The following is a 24,840-nucleotide window of genomic DNA, read 5'->3' as shown; positions in this document are numbered from 1 at the left end:
GTTGCCTTGGTATTGATGATGGCTGCGCAAGCAGCCTTCGCGCACCAGATCAAAGCGGCGATCACTACAGTGCTGTTTAACCCGCATACGCAGAATATTGAAGTGATGCATCGCTTTAACTTGCATGACGCGGAACACGCAGTAAAAGCGCTGTTTGACAAGCATGCCGATATTCTTGATGACAAAACCACACAAAAGGCGTTTGCCGATTATGTGGCGGCACGTTTTGCCTTGTTGAATGCGGACGCTGAGTCGTTAGCGCTAAAGACGGTCGGTTATGAAGTCGAAGGCAAGTTTTTCTGGGTGTATCAAGAAACGGCAGAACCGCCGAAACTTGAAGGTCTCACCATTCGTCACGATGCGCTGCGAGATTTGTGGCCAGCGCAAATTAATACGCTGAACGTGGAAGGTAAGGGCGATATCAAAACACTGACCTTTCGTGACAACGTTGAACTCTTGAGTGTTGAGTTTAAGCACCATCATTAAGCTGTTGTGCACAATGAATTGAGTCTCTTACCCGTACCGCAGGATTGCGCGTGGTATGGGTAAGTACTCTTGTTCCGCTTCATCCTTTGTCTCCATTTGTCAGCTATTATCTAGCTATCCTTTCTGTTAAGTAGCGAAATAATCAGTAACATGAGCAAGCCCAGTGACGACAATAAGTTTCGCATTACCGTACTGTATCGCGTTGAACCCGGCTGTTTAGGGCCAACCGGCGTGGATTATATTGAGGAATTTTGCCGCTACGCGCAGGCCGAATTTGAGAAATTGGCTTATGACGCAATGGCGTGGCAGATAGTACCGCGCTATGACAAGACGTTAGCCGAGATCCAATATCAGTTGGGTGGGAAAAATCTGTCCAAGGAACAGGCCGCGATCTATTTCGATAAACACGGAATTAATTTTGCTCGCTTTGAAGAGCTGTTGGATTTAAAGATTGCCGATTTGATTGAGCAACACTTAGGGCGATTGCCGCGTTAGCCATGCAACCGTCCCGCAACAAAAAAGAAGGCCGTAGCCTTCTTTTTTAGTGTCTGAATGGCGTCAGCAATTACGCTTGTTTGTCTTCAGCTAACCATTGCGCAAATTGCTTGGTGTAGTAGCTGACAATCACGCTGGCACCAGCACGTTTGAAGGCGATAAAGCTTTCAGTCACGATAGCGCGTTCATCAACAGCACCGGCCATCGCCGCAAATTTCACCGAGGCGTATTCACCCCCTACATGGTAAGCGGCCAGTGGCAGATCGGTACGGTCACGCAGACGTGCCAGCACGTCCAGATATGGTAGGCCAGGTTTGACCATCAGAATGTCAGCGCCTTCTTGCTCGTCGAGCATGGCATCAACCAATGCTTGGCGGCCGTCAGCACAATCCAGTTGGTAACCTTTACGGTCGCCTTTCAGTTCACTGGCCACCGCTTCACGGAATGGGCCGTAATACGCGGAAGCAAACTTGGCGGAGTGGGCCAGAATCGCCACGTTTTCGTAACCTGCAGCGTCCAAACCATCACGCATGGCGCGGATTTGACCGTCCATCATCGCAGAAGGTGCCAGCATGTCGGCCCCCGCTTTTGCGGCACAGACAGATTGTTTAACCAAGTTTTCAACGGTGACGTCGTTGCATACGTGGTGATCGCCATCGATGATGCCGCAGTGGCCGTGGTCGGTATATTCACAGAAGCAGATATCTGGGATCACAATCATCTCAGGCGCGGTGGCTTTAATGGTTTTGATCATGCGTGCCAGCAGGCCGTCGTCGTTCCAGGTATCGCTACCGGCTTCATCTTTATGGTGTGAAATACCAAAAGGCATGATGTAGCGTACGCCCAGTTGTTGCAGCTCTTTGATTTCAGCTTCCAACATGCTTTCAGGGAAACGGCTGATGCCCGGCAGAGTTTTAATCTCAACCGGCTCAGTGATGCCTTCTTCAACGAAAATACAATGGATCAAATCGTCCAGACTGATGTGGTTTTCACGCACCATCGCACGCAGTGGCTCAGAGCGGCGCAAACGGCGCATACGGCGTAACGGAGCGACAAAACTAGTTTGGCTTTGTGACATGAGCTTTCCTTAGTTAAAGCAGTTGCGGGTAAAGCAAGCGAAAGGCGTACTTTACTTGAGATTGCTCTATTAGAGTGTGGTTCAATAGAAAGTGCTGAGAATATAAAGGCTTTACTTAAGCAAACTATGAATTCGATCACAAATGTTTTGTTCGGTTCGCGGCAACTGATGCTGTTAGCTGCACAAATCAGCAGCAATTGCATAACTGAAGGGTGAATGTTAGCCATTGGAATCAATACGTTTGATGGTATCATTGCAGCGTTTTTTTTATACCGCCGTTAATTTGCGGTAACTCTGTAGGAATTCCCCATGTCGAATGCTGCCACAACGCCCACCATTTTGGCGTTAGATACCTGTACCGAACTTTGTTCTGCCGCGCTGCAAACTGCAGCTGGCCGTTGGCACGAAAGTGCTAATGCGCCGCGTGAACACAGTCAGCGTTTATTGCCTATGGTGCAGAGCTTGTTAACGCAGGCCAATATCGGCATGGAAGATATTGGGTTACTGGCTTACGGTCGTGGTCCTGGCAGTTTTACCGGCATTCGTATTTGTACGTCGATGACGCAGGGCTTAGCCTTGGCGCGCGAAATTCCGGTCATTGGCATCTCTACCTTGGCGGCAATGGCGCAACAGGCAATCACTGAACATGGCGCCAAACAGGTGATTTGTGCCATTGATGCGCGTATGGGGGAAATCTACTGGGCGGCGTATGAAGCGCAGAATGGTATGGCGGTGGAAGTGGCTGCCGAGCAGGTGTCAGCGCCCGACGCATTAACCGTTCCGTTTGAAAATGATACGCCGATCTACTGTTGTGGTACCGGATTTGAAACCTATACCGATTTGCTGCATATTAACTCGCAGTTAACATTACTCGACGCAGTGAAATATCCTAATGCCAATGCTATGCTTGCTTTGGCTGAGCGAGGATGGCAGCAAGGGTTAGCAACATCAGTTGATGAGCTACAACCTGTTTACCTGCGCGACACCGTTGCTTGGAAAAAACTGCCGGGGCGCGAATAAGCCCTAAAAGCATTTTCTTTTAATGGACTGATAGTTGATGGCAATTCCGACTGTATCAATTAACAATACTCCTCAACTGAGTCAGGCGGTTGCCAGCAACCGTCCTTTGCGCACTCAGGAAAAGGTGATACAGGCGGAAGCGGTTAGCCAAACCAGCAGCACAGACATTAATATTGATGCCGATGTACTGAATGCTAAGTATCAAGCTCGGCTTGAATACGACAGCGATACCAATGCCCATTCACAAGCCATTTCTCAATATCTGTTGACACAACACGCCGATCAGCGCGAAGCCATCTCAAGTATGGTTGGCGTCGATGTCTATGCCTGAACTCAATCAACGCTCAACCCCAGCCGCAATTATTCCCGGTAACGGCCAGTTTGTCGTGGAGCTGCTATTGGCCTTGGTATTGTCGCGTTTACCGATTGCGTCAGTGCCATTTAAGTGGCTTGAAAGCTACTTTCATGAACTCTCCCACGCACTGGCGGCGCTGATTTCTGGCGGACAGGTGAGTCATATCGAACTCTTCAGTAATGGTGCTGGACTGTGTTATTCCAGCGGTGGTTGGCCATTGCTAATAGGCTTTAGTGGTTATGCTGGTGCGGCGCTGTGGGGCACGATTCTCTATTGGCTTGCATGTGGTCGCGCCGCGGTCAAATTCAGTTATCTGTTGTTTGGTGTGGGTGTGTTGCTCGGCATGCTGTTGTGGGGCCGCGATATGCTCACGGTGGCCATTATGGTGTCGCTGGCGGTACTGTTTTTATTGCCGCTGAAATTCTATAAAACGCAGATCATGCGTGGTGCGCTGCGCCTATTGGCGCTGATTGTGATGCTCAATGCGCTCTCTAGCCCTGCTGTGTTACTCGGCATCAGCGATCGAGGTGATGCGGCCATGTTGGCAGAGCTGACCTACGTGCCCGCCTTTATTTGGGTACTGTTGTGGTTTATCTGCGGCGTGTTGGCGTTGCTCTGTTGTTGGTGGCGTATCAACATCGGACGCAAGCAAATGCCTAATTAAGCAGCAAGTTAATTTGATAAATGAGTAAAAAGTAGAGTTGAGCACTGACAAACCTGAGCAACTATGGCAACCTTCCGCCGCCGTTGAACCGCTGACCTTTGAAGTTGCCGGGCAGCGCTACGCTGCGTTAGCGTGGGGCCCTAAAGATGCACCTTTGCTGGTTGCCTTTCATGGTTGGTTAGATAACGCCATGAGCTTTGCACCACTGGCGCAATATTTAAGTGCTTCGTTTCGTATTATTGCCTTTGATTGGCCCGGACACGGACACTCTGACTGGCGACCCGGCAGTTATCCGCTGCAATGGGCCGATTATCTGCTGGATATCGACCGAGTGTTAGCTGCGTTGGAGCGCCAACCTATTGCGATTATCGGTCATTCGCTCGGCGCTATTTGTGCTGGAGCATACAGTGCTGTGTGCGCTGATAGGGTACAGCAGCTGATTTTAATTGAGGCCTTTGCACCTCTGAGCGAAGACGCCAGCCAAAGCCGTGGTCGCCTGCAAAAGAGCTTACGCCAACATCGGCAGCGACGCTCCAATGACAAGCGCTATGTTGAGCTTAACGCCTTGGTAGCACAGCGTCAGCAGTTAACTGGACTTGAAGCGCATTGGTGTGAGCTGATTTTGCAACGCAACTTAGCGCAAGACGCAGAAGGGCAGTATTGGCGTATCGACCCGCGTCTTCGGTGGGTCAGTCCGGTGCGTATGACCGATGAGCAGGTACAGGCGTTGATGAGCCCAGTTCGGGTGCCTACGCTACTGATCAGTGGTAAGCAAGGCTATAAGGTGCTGAACGACAATATCGCCCTAGCACAGCAGTGGTATCAGTCGTTAACCCAACTGCAATTGGCAGGTCATCATCATCTGCATATGGAACACGCCGCTGCGGTTGCGAGTGCAATTAATTCGTATTTAACGGGACAAAAGTCTAATACGGCACGCTAGGATTCCCGTTATTTTTATGTGAAGATGATCAAAATTCAAACGAGCGTATGATTTTTGGCTCGTCTTTGATTGAAACACCGTGATGTGTGGCCAGCATAGGCCGCCGGATAACTAAAACGATAATCGCAGCTTGCTGACATTTGCGACAGGCAAAGGGTCATGCCAGCAGGACTGTCACCGGACATTTAGGAGAGATTTGTGGATCTACGCTGGATAAATCAGTTACCTGCAGAGGTGCCTGCTGAAATCGATGCGGATCGTTTTCCTTCTTTAGTGGCGTTATTTGAAAACGCCGTACAACGTTTTTCTGATCAACCCGCTTACGTCAATATGGGCGTGAGTCTGACATACCGAAAATTAGAAGAGAAAAGTCGCGCGTTTGCTGCTTATTTGCAACATGATTTGGGCTTGAAAAAGGGTGATCGTGTCGCCTTGATGATGCCTAACTTGCTGCAATATCCGATTGCATTGTTTGGCGTGTTGCGCGCTGGCTTAGTGGTGGTCAACGTTAATCCGCTGTATAAACCGCGTGAACTCAAGCATCAGTTAGTCGACTGCGAAGCTAAAGCGATTGTGGTGGTGTCTAACTTTGCCAGCACCTTGCAAGAGGTAGTGGACGAGACGCCAGTCGAGCATGTGATTATTACCGGTATTGGCGATCTGCTCGGCGTTCCTAAGCGCACGCTGGTGAATTTTGTTATCAAATACATCAAACGCATGGTGCCGAAATATTCGTTGCCGAATGCTATCTCAATGCGTAAAGCGCTGCGTACTGCACGTCATCGCCAGTATGTGAAACCAGAAATCGAGCCGTCTGATCTAGCCTTTTTGCAGTACACTGGTGGTACCACAGGGGTGAGCAAAGGCGCGATGCTGACCCATCGGAATGTGGTCGCAAATATTTTGCAGGCTGACGCCACCTTTTCGCCATTACTGGATGATGGTAAAGAGCATGTGGTGACTGCGTTGCCGCTGTACCATATCTTTGCGTTAACGGTGAACTGCTTCCTGTTTTTGCATAAAGGTGCAGAAAACCTGCTGATCACCAATCCGCGTGATATTCCCGGCTTTGTTGCTGAGCTTCGCAAGTTTCCTTGTACCGCAATTACCGGCGTTAATACTCTATTTAATGCCTTGGTGGCCAATGAGGAGTTCAAGACGCTGGATTTCTCGCGGTTGAAACTCACTGTGGGTGGCGGTATGGCAGTACAACGTGCGGTTGCCGAAAAATGGCAACGCATCACCCACAGCAAATTGCTAGAGGGTTATGGTTTAACCGAGGCATCGCCTGTCGTGGCCGCCTGTTCGCACAATATGGCAGAATATAATGGTTCTATCGGTTTTCCGCTGCCATCTACCTGGATTGAAATCCGTGATGATGAAGGGAATGCACTGCCTCAAGGTGAAATCGGCGAACTGTTTGCCAAAGGGCCGCAGGTGATGAAAGGTTATTGGCATCGCCCTGAAGAAACCGCCAAAGTAATTGATAAAAACGGTTGGTTAGCCACAGGTGACATAGGTTACATGGATGAAACGGGCTATTTCTATATCGTTGACCGTAAGAAAGATATGATTTTGGTGTCTGGCTTTAACGTTTTTCCGAATGAAGTCGAAGATGTCATCGCATTAAATGCCAAGGTTTCTGAGGTCGCCGCCATTGGTATACCGAACGATGCCAGTGGCGAAATCGTGAAGGTATTTGTGGTTGCTAAGGATAAGTCTTTGAGCAAAGATGAAGTCATTGCGCATTGCCGCCAGTATTTAACGGGCTATAAAGTGCCAAAACTGGTAGAATTCCGCGATGAATTGCCAAAGAGTAATGTGGGCAAAATCCTGCGAAGGGAACTTCGGGACGAAGCGAAGTCAGCCTAATCCACGAAAAACCGGCATTTAAGCCGGTTTTTTATTGAGAGATTTCCGCCACATTTCAATACAGGAGTATGTTTTGCAAGATTTTTTGTACGTTGATACTGCTGATGCGTTGCAAACATTAGTGGCGCAGTATGAGCGTTGTTCGCTGCTGGTGCTTGATACCGAATTTGTCCGCACTCGGACTTACTATGCGCGCCTTGGACTGATCCAAGCCTTTGATGGTGAGACCTTAGCGTTAATCGATCCGGTGGCGATTGAAGATTTGTCGCCGTTTTGGGCGTTATTGAGCAACCCTAACATTCTTAAGTTGTTGCATTCCGGTAGCGAAGATCTCGAAGTCTTCGCCCATCACGGTAAATGCCAGCCGGCACCATTATTAGATTCACAGCTGGTGGCGGCGATTTGTGGCATGGGCCACGGGATGGGTTATGCCAAGCTGGTGCAGACGCTGTTGGACATAGAGTTGGATAAAGGTGAGTCGCGCACCGACTGGATCAAACGGCCGCTGACTGAGGCGCAGCTGTTTTATGCTGCCAACGATGTGAAATATCTTTATCAGTTGTACCCGATGTTACGCGAAAAGCTGGAGCAGCAAGGACGACTGCAATGGGCATTTGAAGAAAGCGAACGTATGACGGAAGGTCGACTGCAAGCGCCTGATCTGCAACAAGCCTATCTGAAAGTGAAAAACGCCTTTCAATTGCAGCCGAAAGAGTTAGCCGTGTTACGCGCATTAGCCGCATGGCGTCAGGCCAAAGCGATTAAACGTGACCTCGCGGTTGGCTTTGTGATGAAAGATCATACCTTGATAGCGCTAGCGAAAAAGCAGCCGCGGTCGATGAATGAACTGCTGCAATCACGCGACCTGAGTGACCACGAGAAACGCATTCATGCCAAAGAGCTGCTAAAGGTGATGAACAATGCTGACATGAGTAATTTGCCGGAGCCGCTGGATGTTTTAGCGTTGAAACCGGGTTATAAGTCGGCATTTAAATTGATTAAAGGCGTATTGCACGATATCGCGGAAAGCCAACAGGTGCCGATTGAACTACTCGGTTCCAAGAAGCTTATTCACGAATACCTCGAATGGGAGTGGGCTGGTAAACAAAGCGAATTGCCACTGGTGCTGCAAGGCTGGCGCGGTAGTTTGACCGCTAATGCGCTTGGGCAAATTGAAGCTCAGTTATAATGAGGAAACCCCGTTAATGCGGGGTTTTTGTTAAGGTTGACGATATTTTATCAGAGACAATTTGAGTTTATCGGACACAGATAAACATCATAGCTGAGTGTGTTTTCCGCACCACAACTACTATCTACTTCGAAGGCAATATTTTTCACCACGGCGGAATTGTAGCCCTCGGCGGTGACTTCGATATCGATCAGATACGACATTGCGTTGATGGACAATACACTGAAATAGGCCCCAGTTTCTGATTGAGCGAGATTGTCATCATCAGCGATATAGGTAGCGTAATCCTGATTGCTGCCGGTGTCGCTAGTTTCAATAAGCAGTACAGTTGCATCATCTATCACGAGATTATCATCTATTGAATCATGTAGTCTTACATTGATGACCGGCGACAGAAAACCACTACAGCCAGTTTCTCCAGAACCATCATCCTGAGTATCACTATTGCAGCCCATCATTATGGCTGCCGATAGTAGTGTAATAACGTAATGTTTCACCTAAAAATATCCTTATTATTAGCGAGTGATATCTGAAATTACGACACTGACCAAGCTAAATCTGTTGGTGGTGTCCAATAACGCATCTCTTCATTGAGCAGGAAACGCAGTTCAGTTGAACTCATCTGCTGCGCTTGCGCTGGGGTGTAGTTATGTTTAACGCAAAGATAAAAACGAATCGCATCGTGGCCAAACAGATCCTTGTACTTATGGCGCTCGGCAAGATAATCACCAAATAATGCTAGGTGATAATCGGCAATGGCTTGTTTAAGATACTGTTGTTTGCGCTGCTTGGCTAGCAGCAGTTGATTGTCATCACTCATATACCGCTCGATTACTGGAAAATAACACGCACATCGGTGCCGATACTGGCGTCACGGCGTTTTAAAAAGGGAGTTGCAGCAGGATGTTAGCGCTTTCGCATAGCGGATCGCAACCCGCAAATGCGTACGGTGTTAGATGCGCAATATTTGGCAATGTTAATGGCTGATAGTTGTTGTCTGTTGGGCGGAGTCAACCCGTTTTATGCAAATAAAAACGGCTCCGCAAGGAGCCGTTTACGTCTTTGGTTACTGCTTACTTAGTGATAGGTTGCAGCAACAATTTCAACTGGTAGTCTTGCTGTTTTTCAGGCAGCAAGCGGTAGTTATCGTATGGCGTTGCGCCCCAGCTGTTATCACCACCCGCGCCACGCTGACGTAAGTCGAGGATCAACTCGGTCATTGGTCGCGGCTGAATATCATTGATATGGCGCTGCGCTTCTTTTGGATAATCAAAATCGGCAATCGTGTTGTGATGCGCAGTGAAATCGAACTGCGGATCGCCAATCACTTTCAAACCTACACCGTCTTTATTGGTGATGGTCAGCCAACGAGTATCGCTGCGGTTGCCGTTTTCTTGTGGGCGAATATACGGCGTGTACAGCTCGCTCACTTTGGCGTGGTAAATACCTAAATCAGCCGCGTATTTACGGTCTTGATAGTTTTCCCACGGGCCACGACCATACCAACTGGCATTATCAAAGCCGTCTGGCAGCTGCATTTTGAGGCCAAAACGCGGCATTTCTGGCAGATCTTTGGCAAGCTTAGCTTGGTAATCCACTAACACTTCACCTTTAGCACCCACTTGATAAGCAATACTGGCATCGCTATGCAGGGCAGGGAAGTTAATAGAGAAGGTCACGGTCGCTTTGCCATCGGCTTGCTGCACCTCAACATCGGTCACTTTAGCGGTCGCTGGCGCTTGTTTAAACGCCGCCGATTTCTCGCCTAAGCGGTTGCCGTAGTCTTTGTCGGTCAACGCACGCCAGAAGTTCGGGAACAAACCTTCACCGGCTTTAATCAGCTCGACACCGTTTACTTGGTAGCTCTGCAGACGGCCCGTTTGCTTGTTGAATGCCACTGTTACTGCATCACTGTTGATGGTGATGTTGTTGCCACTGTCATCCAACTTCAGTTTGCTCGCGCTAGCAAGAACTGGAGCTGCCATTGGTGTTTGCAGAATAAACTGATCGCTCGCCATTACGTGGCCCGCAGGAACAACGCCTTGTTTGGCTTTGCTGACAAATTTAACATCAAGCGCATATTCTTTGCCGTCTTTAAACGGATAAGCTTGCAGCGCATCAATCTTGATGTCAGTGGTGGCTTGCGGCTTGGTATGCAAGGTTGGCAATTCGCCTTGTTGCACCGCAACACCGTTTTCGAGCAGCGCCCATTTGCCGGTCAAGTCACTTAAATCTTTAAAGAAATTACGGTTAAGCACTTGGTACTCGCCGTTCGCTTTATCTGATTTAGGCGTAACCACCACGTTTTGATAGAGCTTTTTAAGCTCATACAGATCTGGGTGCGGATTGCGGTCTGAACCAATCAAACCGTTGGCCAGATAGTTATTGGCGTTGCGAGTGCCTTTGGGTTCAAAGTCGCCGCCGTAAGCGTAGTAGATGTTGCCGTTGGCGTCGGTTTGCTCCAAGCCTTGGTCAACCCAATCCCATACGCTACCCCCTTGCACTTGCGGGTGCTGGTAAACGAAGTCCCACAGCTCTTTAAGATTACCGCCGGCGTTACCCATGGTGTGGGCGTATTCTACCCAAATAAATGGCTGGTCTGGATATTTACCGAGGTAATTAGTGCTGATTTCGTTGCGGTCGGCATACATCCAGCCAATCACATCGGTCATTTTCTCTTTAAACCAGGTCTCGCGCGTTTCAAACTGCACGATGCGGTTATCTTCAATCGACTTCACGTAGTTGTAAGCCGCTGACATGTTCGGGCCAGGGCCAATTTCGTTACCGAGTGACCACGAGATAATCGAAGGATGGTTTTTATCGCGAGCAATCATGCCGTGCACGCGGTCGAGAATGGCGTCTTTAAATTGTGGATCGTTACCGACGCTGCCTTCTTTGGTAAAGCCATAACCATGCGATTCGATATTGGCTTCATCCACCACATATAGGCCGTACTGGTCGCACAATTGATACCAGTAAGGATCGTTCGGATAATGCGAGTTTCGCACAGTGTTGACGTTAAATTGCTTCATCAACTGTACGTCACGCAGCATGCTGTCGCGGCCAATCGCTTGCCCGTTTTTGGCTTCAATCTCGTGGCGGTTAACGCCTTTGATGATGATAGGTTGGCCGTTAACCAGTAGTTGGCCTTTTTCAATCTTCACATTGCGGAAGCCCAAGCCTTGACGTACCACTTGGTCTTCTTCACCTTTACGGCTGAGGGTTAACACTAAATCATACAGCTTAGGTGATTCCGCCGACCACGCTGCTACTTTGGCAAATTCGTGGGTTTTATCGATGGTCTCGGTTTTACCCGCTGCAATGGTGACGTCAGTTTTGTTTTGCCACAGCAGCTTGTCGCCGTCATACACTGCAGCATGCAGGGTGACATCTTGGGCTTTTTTGTCGCTGTTTTGCAGTTGTACGCTTAAATCAAGCAGGCCATCTTGGTAGTTGTGCTCAAGTGACGTATCGGCGTGGAAATCCCACAGCTGCACTTTTGGCACTACTTGCAGGAATACGTTGCGCTGAATACCGCTCATTCGCCACATATCTTGGTCTTCCAAATAGCTACCGTCACTCCAGCGGAATACTTGCACCGACAGGCTGTTCTTGCCCTTGTTGACGAAATCGGTGATATCAAATTCCGCTGGCAGTTTACCGTCTTGGCTGTAACCGACTTTTTTGCCGTTCACCCACACGTAGAAGGCCGATTTCACCGAACCGAAATGCAGCACAATACGTTTGTCCTGCCAGTCATCGGCTACGGTAAAGTCGCGGCGATAAGAACCGACCGGATCATATTCTGGTGCCAAGGGTTTGTTCTTTGGAAAGCCATACCCGTGGTTAACATAGATCGGATAATCGTAGCCTTGCAGTTGCCAGTTAGATGGCACTTTGATCAATGGCCATTTCGACACGTCAAAATCTTTTTCGAAGAAATCCAGCGGCCGTTCTGCCGGTGTTTTGACAAAGTTGAAGTGCCATTCACCGTTAAGGGAATGGTATTGATCGGACGCTTGTTCCTCTCCCGCCATAGCTAATGACTTGGTCGGGTAGGAGATGAAATACGCCCGATCTGGCAAAGAGTTGACGGCAAACACCGCAGGATTTTCCCAATCGTTGCGTTCATTTGCTTGCAGTTGTTGGTACGGTACACATGACATTAAGCCGAGCACAACAGCACACGTTTTGGTGCGCTTAAAACGATGGCTAATCATAAAAAGTCCCCAATATTTAAGCGTTTTTCATTAGTTAATTGCGAGGTCAGTTACCAGTGCCTCTGTCTTATTTGAAGTTATACGCTTTTGTTACCAACCCGTAGGTTAACTGATACGCCAGTGCTTTTGCATCCGCTAATGTAATCTGGTGGTTGGCCACCAACTCGGCCAAATAGCGGCAGTCAACACGGCGAGCAACGTCGTGACGTGCCGGAATTGACAAGAAGGCACGGGTGTCATCGTTAAAGCCTACGGTGTTATAAAATCCGGCTGTTTCGGTCACTTGTTGACGGAAACGCAGCATGCCCGCTGGGCTATCATGGAACCACCACGCCGGGCCGAGTTTCAGTGTCGGATAGTGGCCTGCCAGCGGTGCGAGTTCACGGCTGTAGGTGGTTTCATCCAGCGTGAACAAAATAATGCGCAGATCCATGTTGTTGCCGTATTTGCTGAGCAGCGGTTTCAGTGCTTTGACGTATTCGGTTTGAGAGGGAATATCAGCGCCTTTATCGCGACCGTAGATATCAAAAATACGCTTGTTGTGGTCACGATGCGCCCCCGGATGGATCTGCATCACCAAACCATCTTTGATGCTCATGCCTGCTAATTCCGTCAGCATCTGGCCACGGAACAATTCCTGCTGCGCGGCAGTAGCTTCACCGCTGACACATTTTTGGAATAGTGCTTCACACTCGCTGAGCGATAAATCTGCTGTCAATGCGGTCGGATGGCCATGGTCGGTCGCAGTGGCGCGGCCGTGTTCAATAAAGTATTGGCGACGCGCTTGAATGGCTTGCAGATAACCTTGCCAGTTGCTGGTGTCACAGCCGGTGATATCCCCCAGTTGCTGAACGTTAGCCACAAAGTCTTCACGGCTGGCATCTACTACGTCATCGGGACGGAAGGTGGTGATAACGCGTTTTTCAAAGTCGGTACCGGTCAGCTTTTGATGCTGTTTGAGCTCATCCAATGCGCCTTCGGTCGTGGCAATCACTTCAATGTTGAACTTATCCATCAGCGCCCGCGGTGCAAACGCTGGAGACTGCAGCTGACGGTTGATTTCGTGGTAGTAATCGGCGGCGTTCGCTTCACAGAGCTTTTCTTTAAAACCAAATACATTGGCGAAGGTAGAATCTAACCAGTAGCCAGATGGCGTGCCCGCAAACAGATAATAGTGCTTGGCAAAAATCTGCCACACCTCTAACGGGTCAACCGCGTTATCTTGGCTGCGGTCACCTTGCAAACCGCGTTGTGGAATGGCCAGTGCTTCCAGCGGAATGCCCTGACTGTAGAGCATACGGAACACATAGTGATCAGGCTTAATTAGCAAATCAGTGGCGTTCTGGAAATTTTGGTTTTCGCTGAACCAACGCGGATCGGTATGACCATGCGGACTCACGATTGGCAGGTCTTTGATCTCTTCGTAGAGTTCGCGTGCGATGGCAACGACAGTTTTGTCACTGGAAAAGAGACGATCAGGATGCATCTCTAATTGGATAGGTGCAGAAGTCATGTTTTTTCCTCAATAAGCAGATCGACAACAACGTCCCTTGTCCCGATGTGATCACTAAAAATGATGAATTTGGCAAATTAGGCTAGTTTTACCATTCTATTGCTACCGGTGGCAATTTCAGTACACAAGAGTTTACAACTTTGTGAGTAACTCGGCATAGCTGTCGAAAACTTGTGCACTGAGCGCCATACTGATTAGCCCGCTGCCGGAGTATTTGCCACTTGGCAGGCACTGGTGATTTTGTCCCAGCTTGCTTCAGCTACCCAAGATGTTGGCGCTACCCATGAGCCGCCGACCGCGACACAATTGGGCAAGGAGAGAAACTCATCTTTATTCTTATCGCTAATACCGCCTGTAGGGCAGAAGGTCACTTGCGGGAACACTGCGCCCATCGCTTTAATGAATGCAGCGCCACCTGAGAGTGTGGCCGGGAACAGTTTCAGTTCGGTAAAACCGTGTTCAACCGCCAGCAACACATCAGCAGAGTTTGAAACACCGGGAACAACCGGCACTGGGCAATCACGCAATTGGCTCAGCAGGTTAGGGGAGACCGCAGGGGTAATAATAAAATCAGCACCAGCAGCAATGGCCGTTTTTAAAATATCAGCATTGGTGACAGTGCCGGCACCCACCACCATCTGCGGATAGGCGGCTTTGATCGCCTGCAAAGCCGCAATAGATGCTTCGGTGCGTAACACCACTTCCACCAAATGAATACCCGCTTGTTGCATTGCTCCTGCAATGGCTACCCCTTGTTCAGCCGTATCAGCCTGAATAATGGGCAGCAAAACCTGCTCCTTAAGTAATGCTTTGAATGACGCCATTAGATGCGCTCCTACCTCAATTTGTAATTAGAATAAGCCGTTACGTCCGCGCGTTAACGCTGGCTATAGCGGCTGAATTAGTAAACCAAGCTGAGCTACGACATTATTGCAGCGCTTGAGTGGGCACAATCGCCCCCGTCTGCTGAATCACCTGTCCGGCTAGTTGGTTGCCCCAATCTGCGGCTTGATTGAGGGCATATCCCGCTAACCAAGCTGCTAAAAATCCTGCATTAAATGAGTCACCTGCGGCAGTGGTGTCGACCACGTTGGCGACTTTTTGCGTGGCGATATGTTGTCGTTGTTGTGCTTGTTCGACGTAGCAGCCATCGCCGCCTACTTTCAGCACCAGTGTATCGATATTACAGCTCGCTAAACGCGCAAACGCGCCCTCTACATGCTGATCGCCCCAGAGCGCGGCTTCATCATCAAAGGTCAGCAGTGCAATATCGCAGAGCTGATAAAGTTGTTGGTAGACAGCCTGAGTTTCAGCAGGTGATTGCCATAATCTGGCGCGGTAGTTGCCATCAAAGGCAATAGTGACACCAGCAGCCTTGGCTTGCGTCAGAAACGCGATAAGTTTACTTCTGTCTTCGGCGGGCAGAATTGCTAAGCTGATGCCAGACAGATAAATCAGATCAAAGCCCTTCAGCGCGGCGAGCACAGCTTCAATGTCACGATGTTGCAACAGATAGCGCGCTGCGGCCTGACTGCGCCAATAATGAAAGCTACGTTCGCCATTGGCATCATTCTCAATCAGATAAAGCCCCGGATTATGGCTGGGATCGCGCAGCACAAACTGACAATCAACCCCAGCTTGCTGCCAGCGTGCAATAATGGTCTGGCTCAGTGTGTCCTGACCCATCGCGGTCACATACGACACTTGTGCCATATCACCTGCGACACGTTTCAGATAGACGGCGGTATTGAGCGTATCACCGCCAAAACCTTGCTGCATGGTGCCCATTAACTGACCGGAGAGCTCCACCATGCATTCACCGATGATGGCGACTTTTTTAAGCGGATTGCAGGCTGAACTCACAAGGTCACCCCTTGCTTCCAAATGGCAATTTCACGAATGTCATTCAGCTCGTTTTTGACGGGTTCACCGCTACAGGCTTTCACTAGCAGGGTAATAAACTCGTCGAGCAGTTCTGGCATAGATACATCGTTAATCAGGCGGCCAGCATCAAAGTCGATCCAATGCTTTTTCTTATTCGCCAGTTCTGAATTGGTGGCAATTTTTAACGTCGGCACAAAGCCGCCATAAGGCGTACCGCGCCCCGTGGTAAACAGCACCATTTGGCAGCCGCAAGCGGCGAGGGCGCTGGTCGCAATTGCGTCGTTGCCCGGTGCATTCAGTAGATGCAGACCAGGTTTTTGTAGACGTTCACCGTAATCCAAAATTGCTTCGACCGTGCTTTGTCCGGCCTTCTGCGTGCAACCCAGCGACTTATCTTCCAAGGTGGTTATACCGCCTTTTTTGTTACCCGGCGATGGATTCTCGTAAATCGGCTGATCGTGCTTTTTGTAGTAGCGCTTAAAGCCGTTAACCATTTCCACCAATTGCTCAAAGGTGGCTTCATCTTTACAGCGCGACATTAAGATGGTTTCGGCGCCAAACATTTCAGGCACTTCGGTAAGCACAGTGGTGCCACCGCGGGCGATCAAATAGTCAGACAATTGTCCCAACATAGGGTTAGCGGTAATGCCAGAAAGTCCATCACTGCCACCGCACTCTAAGCCAAAGTGGATTTCGCTGAGTCTGCCGGGCTCACGCTTATCGTGGCGCATTACCTCATATAAGGCTTCCAGTTGTTCGACGCCCGCTGCAACCTCATCTTCTACATGTTGGGTGATCAGATACTTAACCCGATCATCACTACGCTGTGTGATACCGAGTTTGAGCGCTGCTACTTGGTTGTTTTCACAGCCTAACCCGACGACTAGCACACCGCCGGCATTAGGATGTTCAACCATGTTTTGCATCAGCTTTTTGGTCATTTGCAGATCGTCACCGAGCTGCGAGCAGCCAAACTGGTGTGGAAATACATGCACGCCGTCGATTTCAAGTTGTGGGTGACGCTGCAGAAACTGTTTCACCATTTGCGCTGCCATGCCATTAACGCAACCTACGCTGGGTATGACCCACAGCTCGTTACGAATACCCACTTGACCATCAGCGCGACGATAAATCATCACTTCGGGTGAATCATCCGCTTGCGGATCAATTGTATTGGCGACCGGTTGATAGCGATATTCCAGCTCATCGTTGAGATTGGTTTTGATCTGCTCGGTATGTACCCAAGTTCCTACGCTAATGGCCGCTTTAGCGTGACCAATTGGGGCGCCATATTTGATAACATCAGCACCAGCATCGATATCAACCAATGCAACTTTATGACCTTTTTCAACATCTTGAGCGAGGGTGACGGTAACGTCATCTAGCTCGACGGTGCTGCCAGCGGTTAGCGGTGCTAACGCAATTGCCACGTTGTCGGTCGGATGTAAACGAATCATAGACTTCATGTTTGGCTCCAGTAATTCGACTCGGTTGGCACTTAAACGAGTAATTCGCTCAACGTATTACGGACACCTTCATGCAGCAATTTGTCGAGGCTGTCAGTTACCGCAGCCGTCATGCCTGACAATTGATTAAGGTCTTGTCCCCAATGCTCAGACTCAGCCAATACACTTTCTACCACACCGTAAAGTGGCAGCTCATTTTGCTGATATTGCTGCCATAGTGAACTGAATTTACTCAGCCAGAACTCGTCATCTTTCAGCGGGATCTGTTCATCACCACGAATACCCCGATAGAAAAGGATTTGTCCCGCCAACGCGGCAATCATCAGCGCCGGCAATTTACCGGTTTGGCTGTGGTATTGCAGCAGTTGCGGCAGAATACGGGTGGTGAATTTGGTCATGCTGTTGAGCGAAATCGAGATTAACAGATGATGGATATAAGGGTTTTGAAAACGGGTAATCACCGCATTGGCAAACTCGCTGATTTCGTCAGCAGGGAAGTTCAATGTTGGGATCACTTCGTTGAAGATAAATTGCTGCACATATCGGCTAAATAGCGGATCTTCTACAGTTTCCTTCACCGCGTCTAAGCCTGCCAGATAGGCGAGCGGCACCATGGCGGTATGCGCACCGTTCAAAATGGCCACTTTACGTTGTTTGTAAGGGGCTATGTCATCAACGACTAAAATGTTGAGATCGCTTTGCTCCAGCTTCAGAAACTGCTTAATACGCTCAGAGCCTTGAATAACAAACAGATGGAAGTACTCGCTGGTCACCATAAAGTTGTCGGCGTAACCAAACTCAGTTTGCAGTGCGGCGTGCTCATCACGTGGAAATCCAGTGACAATACGATCAACCAGGGTCGAGCAGAACTCGTTGGCAGTTTGCAACCACTCAACAAACCCCGCTTCTAACTGCCACAGGTCGCAGTATTGCAGCACAATTTCTTTCAGCTTTTCGCCGTTGTAATCGATCAGTTCGCAGGGCAGCAGAATCACCCCTGCGTCAGCAGCACCGGCAAAATGTTGGTAACGGTGATAGAGCCATTGAGTGAGCTTGGCAGGAAATGCCTTGGCTGGTTTGTCGCGGAGTTTATCTTCGCGAATGAACTCAATACCCGCTTCGGTGGTATTTGACACAACTAATTCGATATTCGCGTCTTCGGCGAGCGCCAAATAACGGTCAAATTGTTGATAGACCGGAATTTCTTCGTTAATACATGAAATGACACGGGTTTGCTGAACCGCTTTTCCGGCTTCATCGATGCCGCGCACAATAGTGGTATATAAACCGTCTTGAGCATTCAGTAATGGCAGCGTGTCATAATCAATTGGCCGGATAATCGATACGCCTGCGCCAAGATCACATTGCTGATTTAATAAATCGATTTGCCAATCAAAAAAGGCACGCAAAAAGTTTCCTTCACCGAATTGCATTATTTTGCTGGGATATTTCGGATATTGAAAATTCGCGCGATTTAATTGCTTCATGGACTGCCCCACAATAGTCAAATTTGTGCCACCGGTAGCATTTTGAGTGCAAATTTTGCTACCTGTACTTTAGTTTGATTGACATATTGCCACCGGTAGCAAAAGATAACAACACGCAATCAAAAGATTCGTTAGTTAGGACAGCTGTTTTTTAGTAAGCCGCTGTTAATTATAGAGTAATTGCTTTTATTTGAGCTGTTTTTAGCATTTTTTACTAAGTAAATTAGGTAGTTAATGGCAGAATCCAAAAAGATGGCAGTTAACGAATAAAACTAAAGGATAATATGATCGCGAAAACTGGGCTGTGGGGGCTCAGTCAACATTTGCACAAATAGGTTGTAGTGCTGATTAGCAAATACCAAAATTTCTAATCATTTGCTGGCGCTTATTTATTTCATGCATGAAAAGCTAAGTCTTTATCGACCGCATCACATTGTTATGTGGGTGCTATCTCTGAGGATGTCGATACGCAACATAAAATGGTGAGAAGAATGACAACAGCAATTCATATAACAAGTAAAAATGCGATTGGTAATTATCGATTCCGTATATTAGCAATGCTTATGTTTGCCACCACAATCAATTACTTCGATCGAAGTATTATTGGGGTGATGGCACCAACGTTAGAAAAAATGTTCCACTGGGACAATAACGACTACGCCAATATTATGATCGCCTTTAAGGTGGCCTATGCGTTGGGGATGGTCACTATGGGCAGCATCATCGACAAGTTAGGCAGCCGTAAAGGTTATACCTTGTCGATTGGGATCTGGAGTGTGTTTGGCATGTTGCATGCCGCGGTCACCCCTGCATTCAGCGTGATTGGCTTTGCGCTCGCACGTTTTGGCTTGGGATTCGGTGAATCCGGTAACTTTCCTGCGGCAATTAAAACCGTAGGTGAGTGGTTCCCGAAAAAAGACCGCGCCTTCTCAACGGGTATCTTTAACGCAGCCTCCAGCTTCGGCGCAATTGCAGCGCCATTTGTGGTGGGCGCTATTGTGTCTGTGGACGGTAAAAACTGGCAGATCCCGTTTCTGATCACCGGTGCGCTCAGCAGCATCTGGGTGGTTATCTGGTTGCGCATTTATCGTAAGCCAGAGGAACATCCAAAAGTCTCAGCTGAAGAACTGGCTTACATTCAGAGTGATTCTGATGGCTGCGTCGCCGAATCAGATGAAAAGCTCCCGTGGCGTAAAGTGGTGCGTACCCGTGAAGCCTGGGCTTGTGCGATTCCACGCTTAACCGACGCGGTATGGTGGTTTTATCTGTTCTGGGGGGCGAAATTCCTTGCCGATACTTTTGGTGTCGACATCAAGAACATCGCCATTCCTTTCTTTATCATCTACGCCTTTGCCGATGTCGGCAGTATTTTTGGCGGCTTCCTGTCTGGCTTCTTTATGAACCGTGGTTGGAGCACCAATAAGGCACGTAAGATGACATTGCTGTTCTGCGCGCTGTTTATCCTGCCAACCTGTTTTGTGGCGATGACTGACAGCAAATGGGTGGCTGTGTGCTTAATTGCGATGGGCGCCGCAGGACACCAAGCTTGGTCTGCCAACCTGTATACGCTGGTGTCTGATGTTATGCCAAAGAAAGCGACCGCATCGGTTGTTGGCCTCGGTGGCATGATGGGCGCGCTTATCGGCATTGTGGCTGATAAAACCCTTGGCACAGTGTTAGACGAAGCCGGTAATTCCGGTTACTTCTATGCGTTTTTGATTGCCGGTTCTTGCTACTTAATCCTGCTTGGCGTGGTTCATCTGCTGATGCCAAAAATGACGCCACTGGATGAAAACCTCAATCCGATTGAGTAGTTAGCAGCAGTAGCACAATTATCGCGTTATGTGAGTGGAATGGCGAAATCCGTCGTTCCACTTTAATTGTCTGTGAAGACGCAATGACCGATTGTGGTATATTGGTCGGCATGAACTCGTATCGAGCAAATGAATGGCCACTGAAAATAAAAAAGTCACCATAAATGATGTTGCCCGCCTGACAGGCGTTTCTAAACGTACTGTTTCCCGCGTCATTAACCGCTCGCCGCTGGTGGGGGAAGAAACGCGTAAGCGCATTGAGCAAGTCATTGAAAGCCTTAATTTTCAGCCAGATAAACAAGCACGTGGTCTCGCCTCTAGACGTTCCTATCTGCTTGGCCTCATTTACGATAACCCCGATGCACTCTATATTGATCAAGTCCAACGCGGTGTGTTGTCGATTTGCACCGAGCTGGGTTATGAACTCGTGGTGCATCCCTGCAAATGGCACGAGCAAGATTTTGTCGACAACTGCCTCAAGTTTATCTCCCGCTCTAATGTCGATGGGGTATTGATCCTCCCGCCAGTATCAGAAAGTAAACTGCTAGCCAAAGCGCTTGGCGATGCTGGTCATCCTTATGTGCGTATCGCGTCTGCTGATTTGGACGATCACGAAAACATCGTGATTTCTAATGAAAGAGAAGCTATGGCTGAAATCGTGCAGCATCTATTGGAATTAGGCCATGAGCGGATGGGCATGATCACCGGACCGCTGAGTTACTATTCATCGCAAGAACGGATGGGCGGCTTTGTCACGGCAGCAAAAGAGGCCGGCAAGCCGATTGCCGAGCAATATATTGTAGAAGGGAAAAACACCTACGAAAGCGGCTTGGTATGCGCAGAAAAGTTGTTGTCCTTGAGTGCGCGGCCCACCGCGATTTTTGCCAACAACGATGAAATGGCGGCGGGGATCGTGCGGGTGGCTCATACGAAGGGCATTAAAGTCCCTGAACAGCTCTCTGTCGTCGGCTTCGATGATAACTTATTTGCCTCCAGAGTAATCCCATCGTTGACGACCATGAAACGTCCGGTAGAAGAGTTGGCCATCTTGGCGACAAAAAAGCTGCTCAACCGCTGTCAGGCAGAGTTTTTCAGCCAGCATTTAGAAACCGTCATCACCCCTTATCTGATTAAGCGTGAATCGAGCGCCAAGCCAGCCGAGTAAATGGTTTGAATACGTTAATACGCAAAGAGGCACTGCAAAACAGTGCCTCTTGTTGTTTGTGCGATGTTTTTTAGCTCGCTTTTAAGGCGTTAACAATCACATCAAAGGCTGACGATGAACGCATGCGGTTAGGAAAATACAAGTGATAACCAGAAAACGGCGGACACCAATCTTGTAACACGCGCACTAAACGCCCGCTCTCAAGGTAGGGCGTAAAAATATCTTCAGGCAAAAAGGCGACACCGTATCCCGCAAGGCTGGCCTGCAAAATTTGCTGCACACTGTTGAAGATCAATTGTCCTTCAACGTTAACATTGATTTGTCGCTCACCATTCTCAAACTCCCACGCATAAAGTCCGCCATAGGTGGGTAAGCGTAGGTTGATGCAGCTGTGTTCTAATAAATCGTGAGGTACCACAGGCTTAGGATGATTGGCGAAATATTCCGGCGTTGCCACCGCCGCCATGCTCAAATCGCGGCCAATGCGGATGGCAATCATGTCGTTAGAGATTGCTTCACCAAAACGTACCCCGGCGTCAAAGCGACGTTCAACAATATCGGTAAAACCGTAATCGACGCAAAGCTCAAGTTTAATATCGGGATATTGCCTTAATATTGGTTCTAGCTTTGGCCATAAGCAGGTGTCAATCGCATGATCACTGGCCGAGATTCTGATGGTGCCGGCAGGTTTATCACGTAGTTCACTTAGCAAGGAGATCTCGGTATCAATCTCCTCAAACTTAGGCGAAATGCGTGTTAACAGACGCTCGCCGGCTTCGGTGAGCGACACATTTCGCGTAGTCCGCGTCAGCAGCCGAATACCTAAGCGCTTCTCTAACGCCTTTACAGTGTGGCTTAACGCTGATTGGGTAATTCCCAGATGCGCCGCCGCTTTGGTAAAGCTGCATTCCCTGGCAACCGCAATAAATGCAATCAACTCGTTGTAGTTTTCTCTGGCCATAATTATGAAGCCCTCTCAATAATTCGCTCCATTTTAGCAAGTTTGCTATTGAATCGCACGGTTGTGTTGATTTTTCATACTGGCGACGTTTTTTATAAAACTCATAAAATCAGTCTATTAAGAGTATTGTTTAGAAAATTTCATAACTGTAAGAAGAAAATTGCGATTTATTCATTGCTAGTTTTGCGACAAAGTGTCATCCGTCAAGTGACGTCGCTTACCGAGTCGCAGTGATGCTCCATTGCCTGCATTCATATACGGCGTTCACGCTTGGCTAAACACTGAAATGGGCTACAACGCATTCGATTCTGACATTAACACCCATTGGTACTGTTTTCGCTGTCTTGAGTAATTTTTGGGGAAGTCGGCGCAGTCACCTTCGGCGCCCGTATTGAATCCGCTTCAACGCATTCAGCAATGACGTTATTCGTGAGAACTAACGGATAAGGCCGATTATTCAAAATTTTTGGAGGCTGTTATGAAAAAGCTGCTAGAAGGAAAAACCGCAATTGTCACTGGTGCAAGTAAAGGCATCGGCTTTGCAATAGCAAAATTATTTGCCGAGGAAGGCGCGAATGTGGTGCTAACCGCCCGTAACGAAGCAACCCTAAATGACGCAACTGCCAAAGTAAACGCCGTTGCTGATGGCGGCAAAGCGTTAGCCATTGTGGCAGATTCAAGTGATCCGCAAGCGCCGAAAAAAGTGTTTGCTCAAGCTATCGAAACCTTCGGTCAAGTTGACATCATGGTCAATAACGCCGGTTCTGGCGACATGGTGGCGATTGAAGAAGCCAGCGATGAACATTTTGCCAAAATTGTTGAACTGAACCTTGCCGGAGTATTCCGTTATTGCCGTGAAGCGGTGAATCACTTTCTGCCGCGCAACGAAGGTCGCATTATTAACGTGTCATCAGTGAACGGGACTTTACCTATCTGTGGTGTGGCTTACACCTCAACCAAAGGTGCCGTGAACACTATGACCAAGAACATCGCGATTCGTTTATCTGGCACTAACATTCGCTGTAATGCGATTGCACCTGGAGTCACCGACACCGAAGCCGCTGCAGCCTGGGCTGCTGGTGAGCAGGAAGGTGGCGCGGTAATGCTTGAGTTCTCAGATAAATATGTCAACACCACAGTGCCAATGACCGATCCTGTCGACCAAGCCAATGCCGCGCTGTTTTTAGCCAGTGAAATGGGTAAAGCCGTGACTGGCCAAGTTATCCAAGTGGATAACGGTGCTTTCCTGTAACCCCGAAATTGAATGACCTGCTTGCGGCCACAGCGCCGCAAGCGCTTAATCTATCACTGAGTAAGCCCGTTGAATCATTCGGCGCCAGCTGGTCTCAGTCGCAACCTGTTGTTGAATTATGAACGTAATTAAAGATACTTTTTTTGATGGCGAACGTCCTTGTTTTGCTGCACACGACACACGCTTTGAACATGTGAAGTTTTACCCGGGTGAATCTGCGGTAAAACACTCACAAAATGTAGAAGCGTTTCAATGTGAGTTTTTGAGCAAGTATGTCTTCTGGCATAATGAAAATGTAGTCGTGGATGACTGCTTATTTACCCCTTATGGACGTACCGCAATCTGGTATTCAAAAAACGTTAAGGTACTGAATACACAGGTTGATGCCCCGAAAATGTTCCGCGAGTGCGACAACATCTTTGTTGAAAACGTCAAGTTCGCTGACGCACAGGAAACTGGTTGGAACTGCCGCGATATTGAACTGCGTAATGTCGAGGCGAAAAAGGGCGATTACTTCTTCATGAATGCCCGTAACGCCACCGTGGAAAACTTGAATCTGCAAGGTAACTACAGCTTTCAGGATGCCAAAAATGTGGTGATCCGCAATTCGCATCTGGATTCTAAAGATGCGTTTTGGGGTTCTGAAAACGTCACAGTGTATGATTCTGTCATCGACGGCGAGTTTATGGGCTGGCACTCCAAAAATCTGCGCTTAGTGAACTGTACCATTCGCGGTACGCAAGCTCTGTGTTACTGCAAAGATTTAGTGTTGGAAAACTGTATTATGGAAGGCACTGATTTGAGCTTCGAATACAGCACTGTCAACGCCGATATCATCAGTGATGTGATCAGTGTGAAAAACCCCGCCGGTGGCCGTATTCACGCTAAGGCGATTGGTGAAATCGTTATTGATGAACACTGCATCAATCCGGGTGAGTGTGAAATCACTGTCGGCTGATAGCTGAATGCTAGCTCA

At 48.6% G+C, this 24,840-nt stretch carries 22 protein-coding genes; 12 read left to right on the top strand and 10 right to left on the bottom strand.

What is annotated here, in order from left to right:
* Window positions 1-15 precede the first annotated feature (15 nt).
* Together HR45_RS03820 and HR45_RS03815 are read left to right on the top strand one after the other, a co-directional pair.
* Window positions 16-486: a DUF6702 family protein gene (locus HR45_RS03820; RefSeq protein WP_241461061.1), complete on the top strand. Its 471-nt coding sequence runs from the start codon at window positions 16-18 to the stop codon at window positions 484-486.
* Window positions 487-636: 150 nt separating this feature from the next.
* Entirely contained in the window at window positions 637-981 is a 345-nt protein-coding gene (locus HR45_RS03815; protein ID WP_037439874.1) for a hypothetical protein, read from the top strand.
* A 70-nt stretch (window positions 982-1,051) separates the two neighbouring features.
* Here HR45_RS03815 and hemB read toward each other — a convergent pair whose 3' ends face one another.
* Window positions 1,052-2,059: a porphobilinogen synthase gene (hemB, locus tag HR45_RS03810; protein ID WP_037439872.1), complete on the bottom strand. Its 1,008-nt coding sequence runs from the start codon at window positions 2,057-2,059 to the stop codon at window positions 1,052-1,054.
* Between the two features lie 309 nt (window positions 2,060-2,368).
* Between hemB and tsaB the strand changes: the two genes are divergently transcribed.
* The 6 genes from tsaB to rnd all read left to right on the top strand — a co-directional run bounded on the left by tsaB (window position 2,369) and on the right by rnd (window position 8,102).
* Complete coding sequence (gene tsaB / locus HR45_RS03805) at window positions 2,369-3,079, top strand: tRNA (adenosine(37)-N6)-threonylcarbamoyltransferase complex dimerization subunit type 1 TsaB (protein ID WP_037439871.1); 711 nt, start codon at window positions 2,369-2,371, stop codon at window positions 3,077-3,079.
* Window positions 3,080-3,116: 37 nt separating this feature from the next.
* On the top strand, window positions 3,117-3,410 hold the full coding sequence (locus HR45_RS03800; protein ID WP_037439869.1) for a hypothetical protein: 294 nt from the start codon (window positions 3,117-3,119) through the stop codon (window positions 3,408-3,410).
* On the top strand, window positions 3,397-4,098 hold the full coding sequence (locus tag HR45_RS03795; protein ID WP_156104002.1) for a M50 family metallopeptidase: 702 nt from the start codon (window positions 3,397-3,399) through the stop codon (window positions 4,096-4,098). The genes HR45_RS03800 and HR45_RS03795 overlap by 14 nt, the downstream gene beginning before the upstream one ends.
* A gap of 37 nt (window positions 4,099-4,135) precedes the next feature.
* A complete protein-coding gene (locus tag HR45_RS03790) occupies window positions 4,136-5,041 on the top strand; it encodes an alpha/beta fold hydrolase (protein WP_037439865.1) in 906 nt (301 codons plus the stop codon).
* A 198-nt stretch (window positions 5,042-5,239) separates the two neighbouring features.
* Window positions 5,240-6,913, top strand: coding sequence for a long-chain-fatty-acid--CoA ligase FadD (gene fadD / locus HR45_RS03785; protein WP_037439862.1), 1,674 nt, complete (start codon window positions 5,240-5,242; stop codon window positions 6,911-6,913).
* 73 nt (window positions 6,914-6,986) lie between these two features.
* Window positions 6,987-8,102 (top strand): ribonuclease D, encoded by a 1,116-nt coding sequence (gene rnd / locus HR45_RS03780; protein ID WP_037439860.1) that lies wholly within the window; start codon window positions 6,987-6,989, stop codon window positions 8,100-8,102.
* A 50-nt stretch (window positions 8,103-8,152) separates the two neighbouring features.
* Here the strand turns inward: rnd and HR45_RS03775 are convergent, their stop codons facing one another.
* The 8 genes from HR45_RS03775 to HR45_RS03740 all read right to left on the bottom strand — a co-directional run bounded on the left by HR45_RS03775 (window position 8,153) and on the right by HR45_RS03740 (window position 18,672).
* The gene (locus HR45_RS03775) at window positions 8,153-8,599 is read right to left on the bottom strand and encodes a hypothetical protein (RefSeq protein WP_156104001.1); all 447 of its coding nucleotides are present in this window, start codon (window positions 8,597-8,599) and stop codon (window positions 8,153-8,155) included.
* 38 nt (window positions 8,600-8,637) lie between these two features.
* Complete coding sequence (locus HR45_RS03770) at window positions 8,638-8,922, bottom strand: hypothetical protein (RefSeq protein WP_037439856.1); 285 nt, start codon at window positions 8,920-8,922, stop codon at window positions 8,638-8,640.
* Window positions 8,923-9,175: 253 nt separating this feature from the next.
* On the bottom strand, window positions 9,176-12,322 hold the full coding sequence (lacZ, locus tag HR45_RS03765) for a beta-galactosidase, LacZ type (protein WP_052074472.1): 3,147 nt from the start codon (window positions 12,320-12,322) through the stop codon (window positions 9,176-9,178).
* 67 nt (window positions 12,323-12,389) lie between these two features.
* The gene (uxaC, locus tag HR45_RS03760; RefSeq protein WP_037439854.1) at window positions 12,390-13,835 is read right to left on the bottom strand and encodes a glucuronate isomerase; all 1,446 of its coding nucleotides are present in this window, start codon (window positions 13,833-13,835) and stop codon (window positions 12,390-12,392) included.
* A gap of 194 nt (window positions 13,836-14,029) precedes the next feature.
* Window positions 14,030-14,659, bottom strand: a complete 630-nt coding sequence (gene eda / locus HR45_RS03755) for a bifunctional 4-hydroxy-2-oxoglutarate aldolase/2-dehydro-3-deoxy-phosphogluconate aldolase (protein WP_037439852.1) — start codon at window positions 14,657-14,659, stop codon at window positions 14,030-14,032.
* A 103-nt stretch (window positions 14,660-14,762) separates the two neighbouring features.
* Window positions 14,763-15,698 carry a sugar kinase gene (locus tag HR45_RS03750; protein ID WP_241461046.1) on the bottom strand — a complete coding sequence of 312 codons (936 nt, stop codon included), beginning with the start codon at window positions 15,696-15,698 and terminating at the stop codon, window positions 14,763-14,765.
* On the bottom strand, window positions 15,695-17,185 hold the full coding sequence (locus HR45_RS03745; RefSeq protein ID WP_037439850.1) for a UxaA family hydrolase: 1,491 nt from the start codon (window positions 17,183-17,185) through the stop codon (window positions 15,695-15,697). The genes HR45_RS03750 and HR45_RS03745 overlap by 4 nt, the downstream gene beginning before the upstream one ends.
* 32 nt (window positions 17,186-17,217) lie before the next feature.
* Window positions 17,218-18,672: a tagaturonate reductase gene (locus HR45_RS03740; RefSeq protein WP_037439848.1), complete on the bottom strand. Its 1,455-nt coding sequence runs from the start codon at window positions 18,670-18,672 to the stop codon at window positions 17,218-17,220.
* Window positions 18,673-19,235: 563 nt separating this feature from the next.
* Between HR45_RS03740 and HR45_RS03735 the strand changes: the two genes are divergently transcribed.
* A complete protein-coding gene (locus HR45_RS03735; protein ID WP_206537881.1) occupies window positions 19,236-20,486 on the top strand; it encodes an MFS transporter in 1,251 nt (416 codons plus the stop codon).
* A 133-nt stretch (window positions 20,487-20,619) separates the two neighbouring features.
* Window positions 20,620-21,651, top strand: coding sequence for a LacI family DNA-binding transcriptional regulator (locus tag HR45_RS03730; protein ID WP_037439846.1), 1,032 nt, complete (start codon window positions 20,620-20,622; stop codon window positions 21,649-21,651).
* 70 nt (window positions 21,652-21,721) lie between these two features.
* On the opposite strand, the gene HR45_RS03725 is transcribed toward HR45_RS03730, so the two are convergent.
* A complete protein-coding gene (locus tag HR45_RS03725) occupies window positions 21,722-22,612 on the bottom strand; it encodes a LysR family transcriptional regulator (protein WP_037439844.1) in 891 nt (296 codons plus the stop codon).
* Between the two features lie 478 nt (window positions 22,613-23,090).
* Between HR45_RS03725 and HR45_RS03720 the strand changes: the two genes are divergently transcribed.
* Both HR45_RS03720 and HR45_RS03715 read left to right on the top strand, forming a co-directional pair.
* Window positions 23,091-23,864 carry an SDR family NAD(P)-dependent oxidoreductase gene (locus tag HR45_RS03720; RefSeq protein WP_037439841.1) on the top strand — a complete coding sequence of 258 codons (774 nt, stop codon included), beginning with the start codon at window positions 23,091-23,093 and terminating at the stop codon, window positions 23,862-23,864.
* A 118-nt stretch (window positions 23,865-23,982) separates the two neighbouring features.
* The gene (locus HR45_RS03715; protein ID WP_037439839.1) at window positions 23,983-24,822 is read left to right on the top strand and encodes a DUF3737 family protein; all 840 of its coding nucleotides are present in this window, start codon (window positions 23,983-23,985) and stop codon (window positions 24,820-24,822) included.
* Window positions 24,823-24,840 lie beyond the last annotated feature (18 nt).

Origin of the sequence: Shewanella mangrovi, assembly GCF_000753795.1 — a bacterium.
Classification (GTDB): Bacteria; Pseudomonadota; Gammaproteobacteria; order Enterobacterales; family Shewanellaceae; genus Shewanella; species Shewanella mangrovi.
The sequence above is the reverse complement of the archived record's forward strand: the minus strand, read 5'-3'. Positions and strand labels throughout refer to the sequence as shown.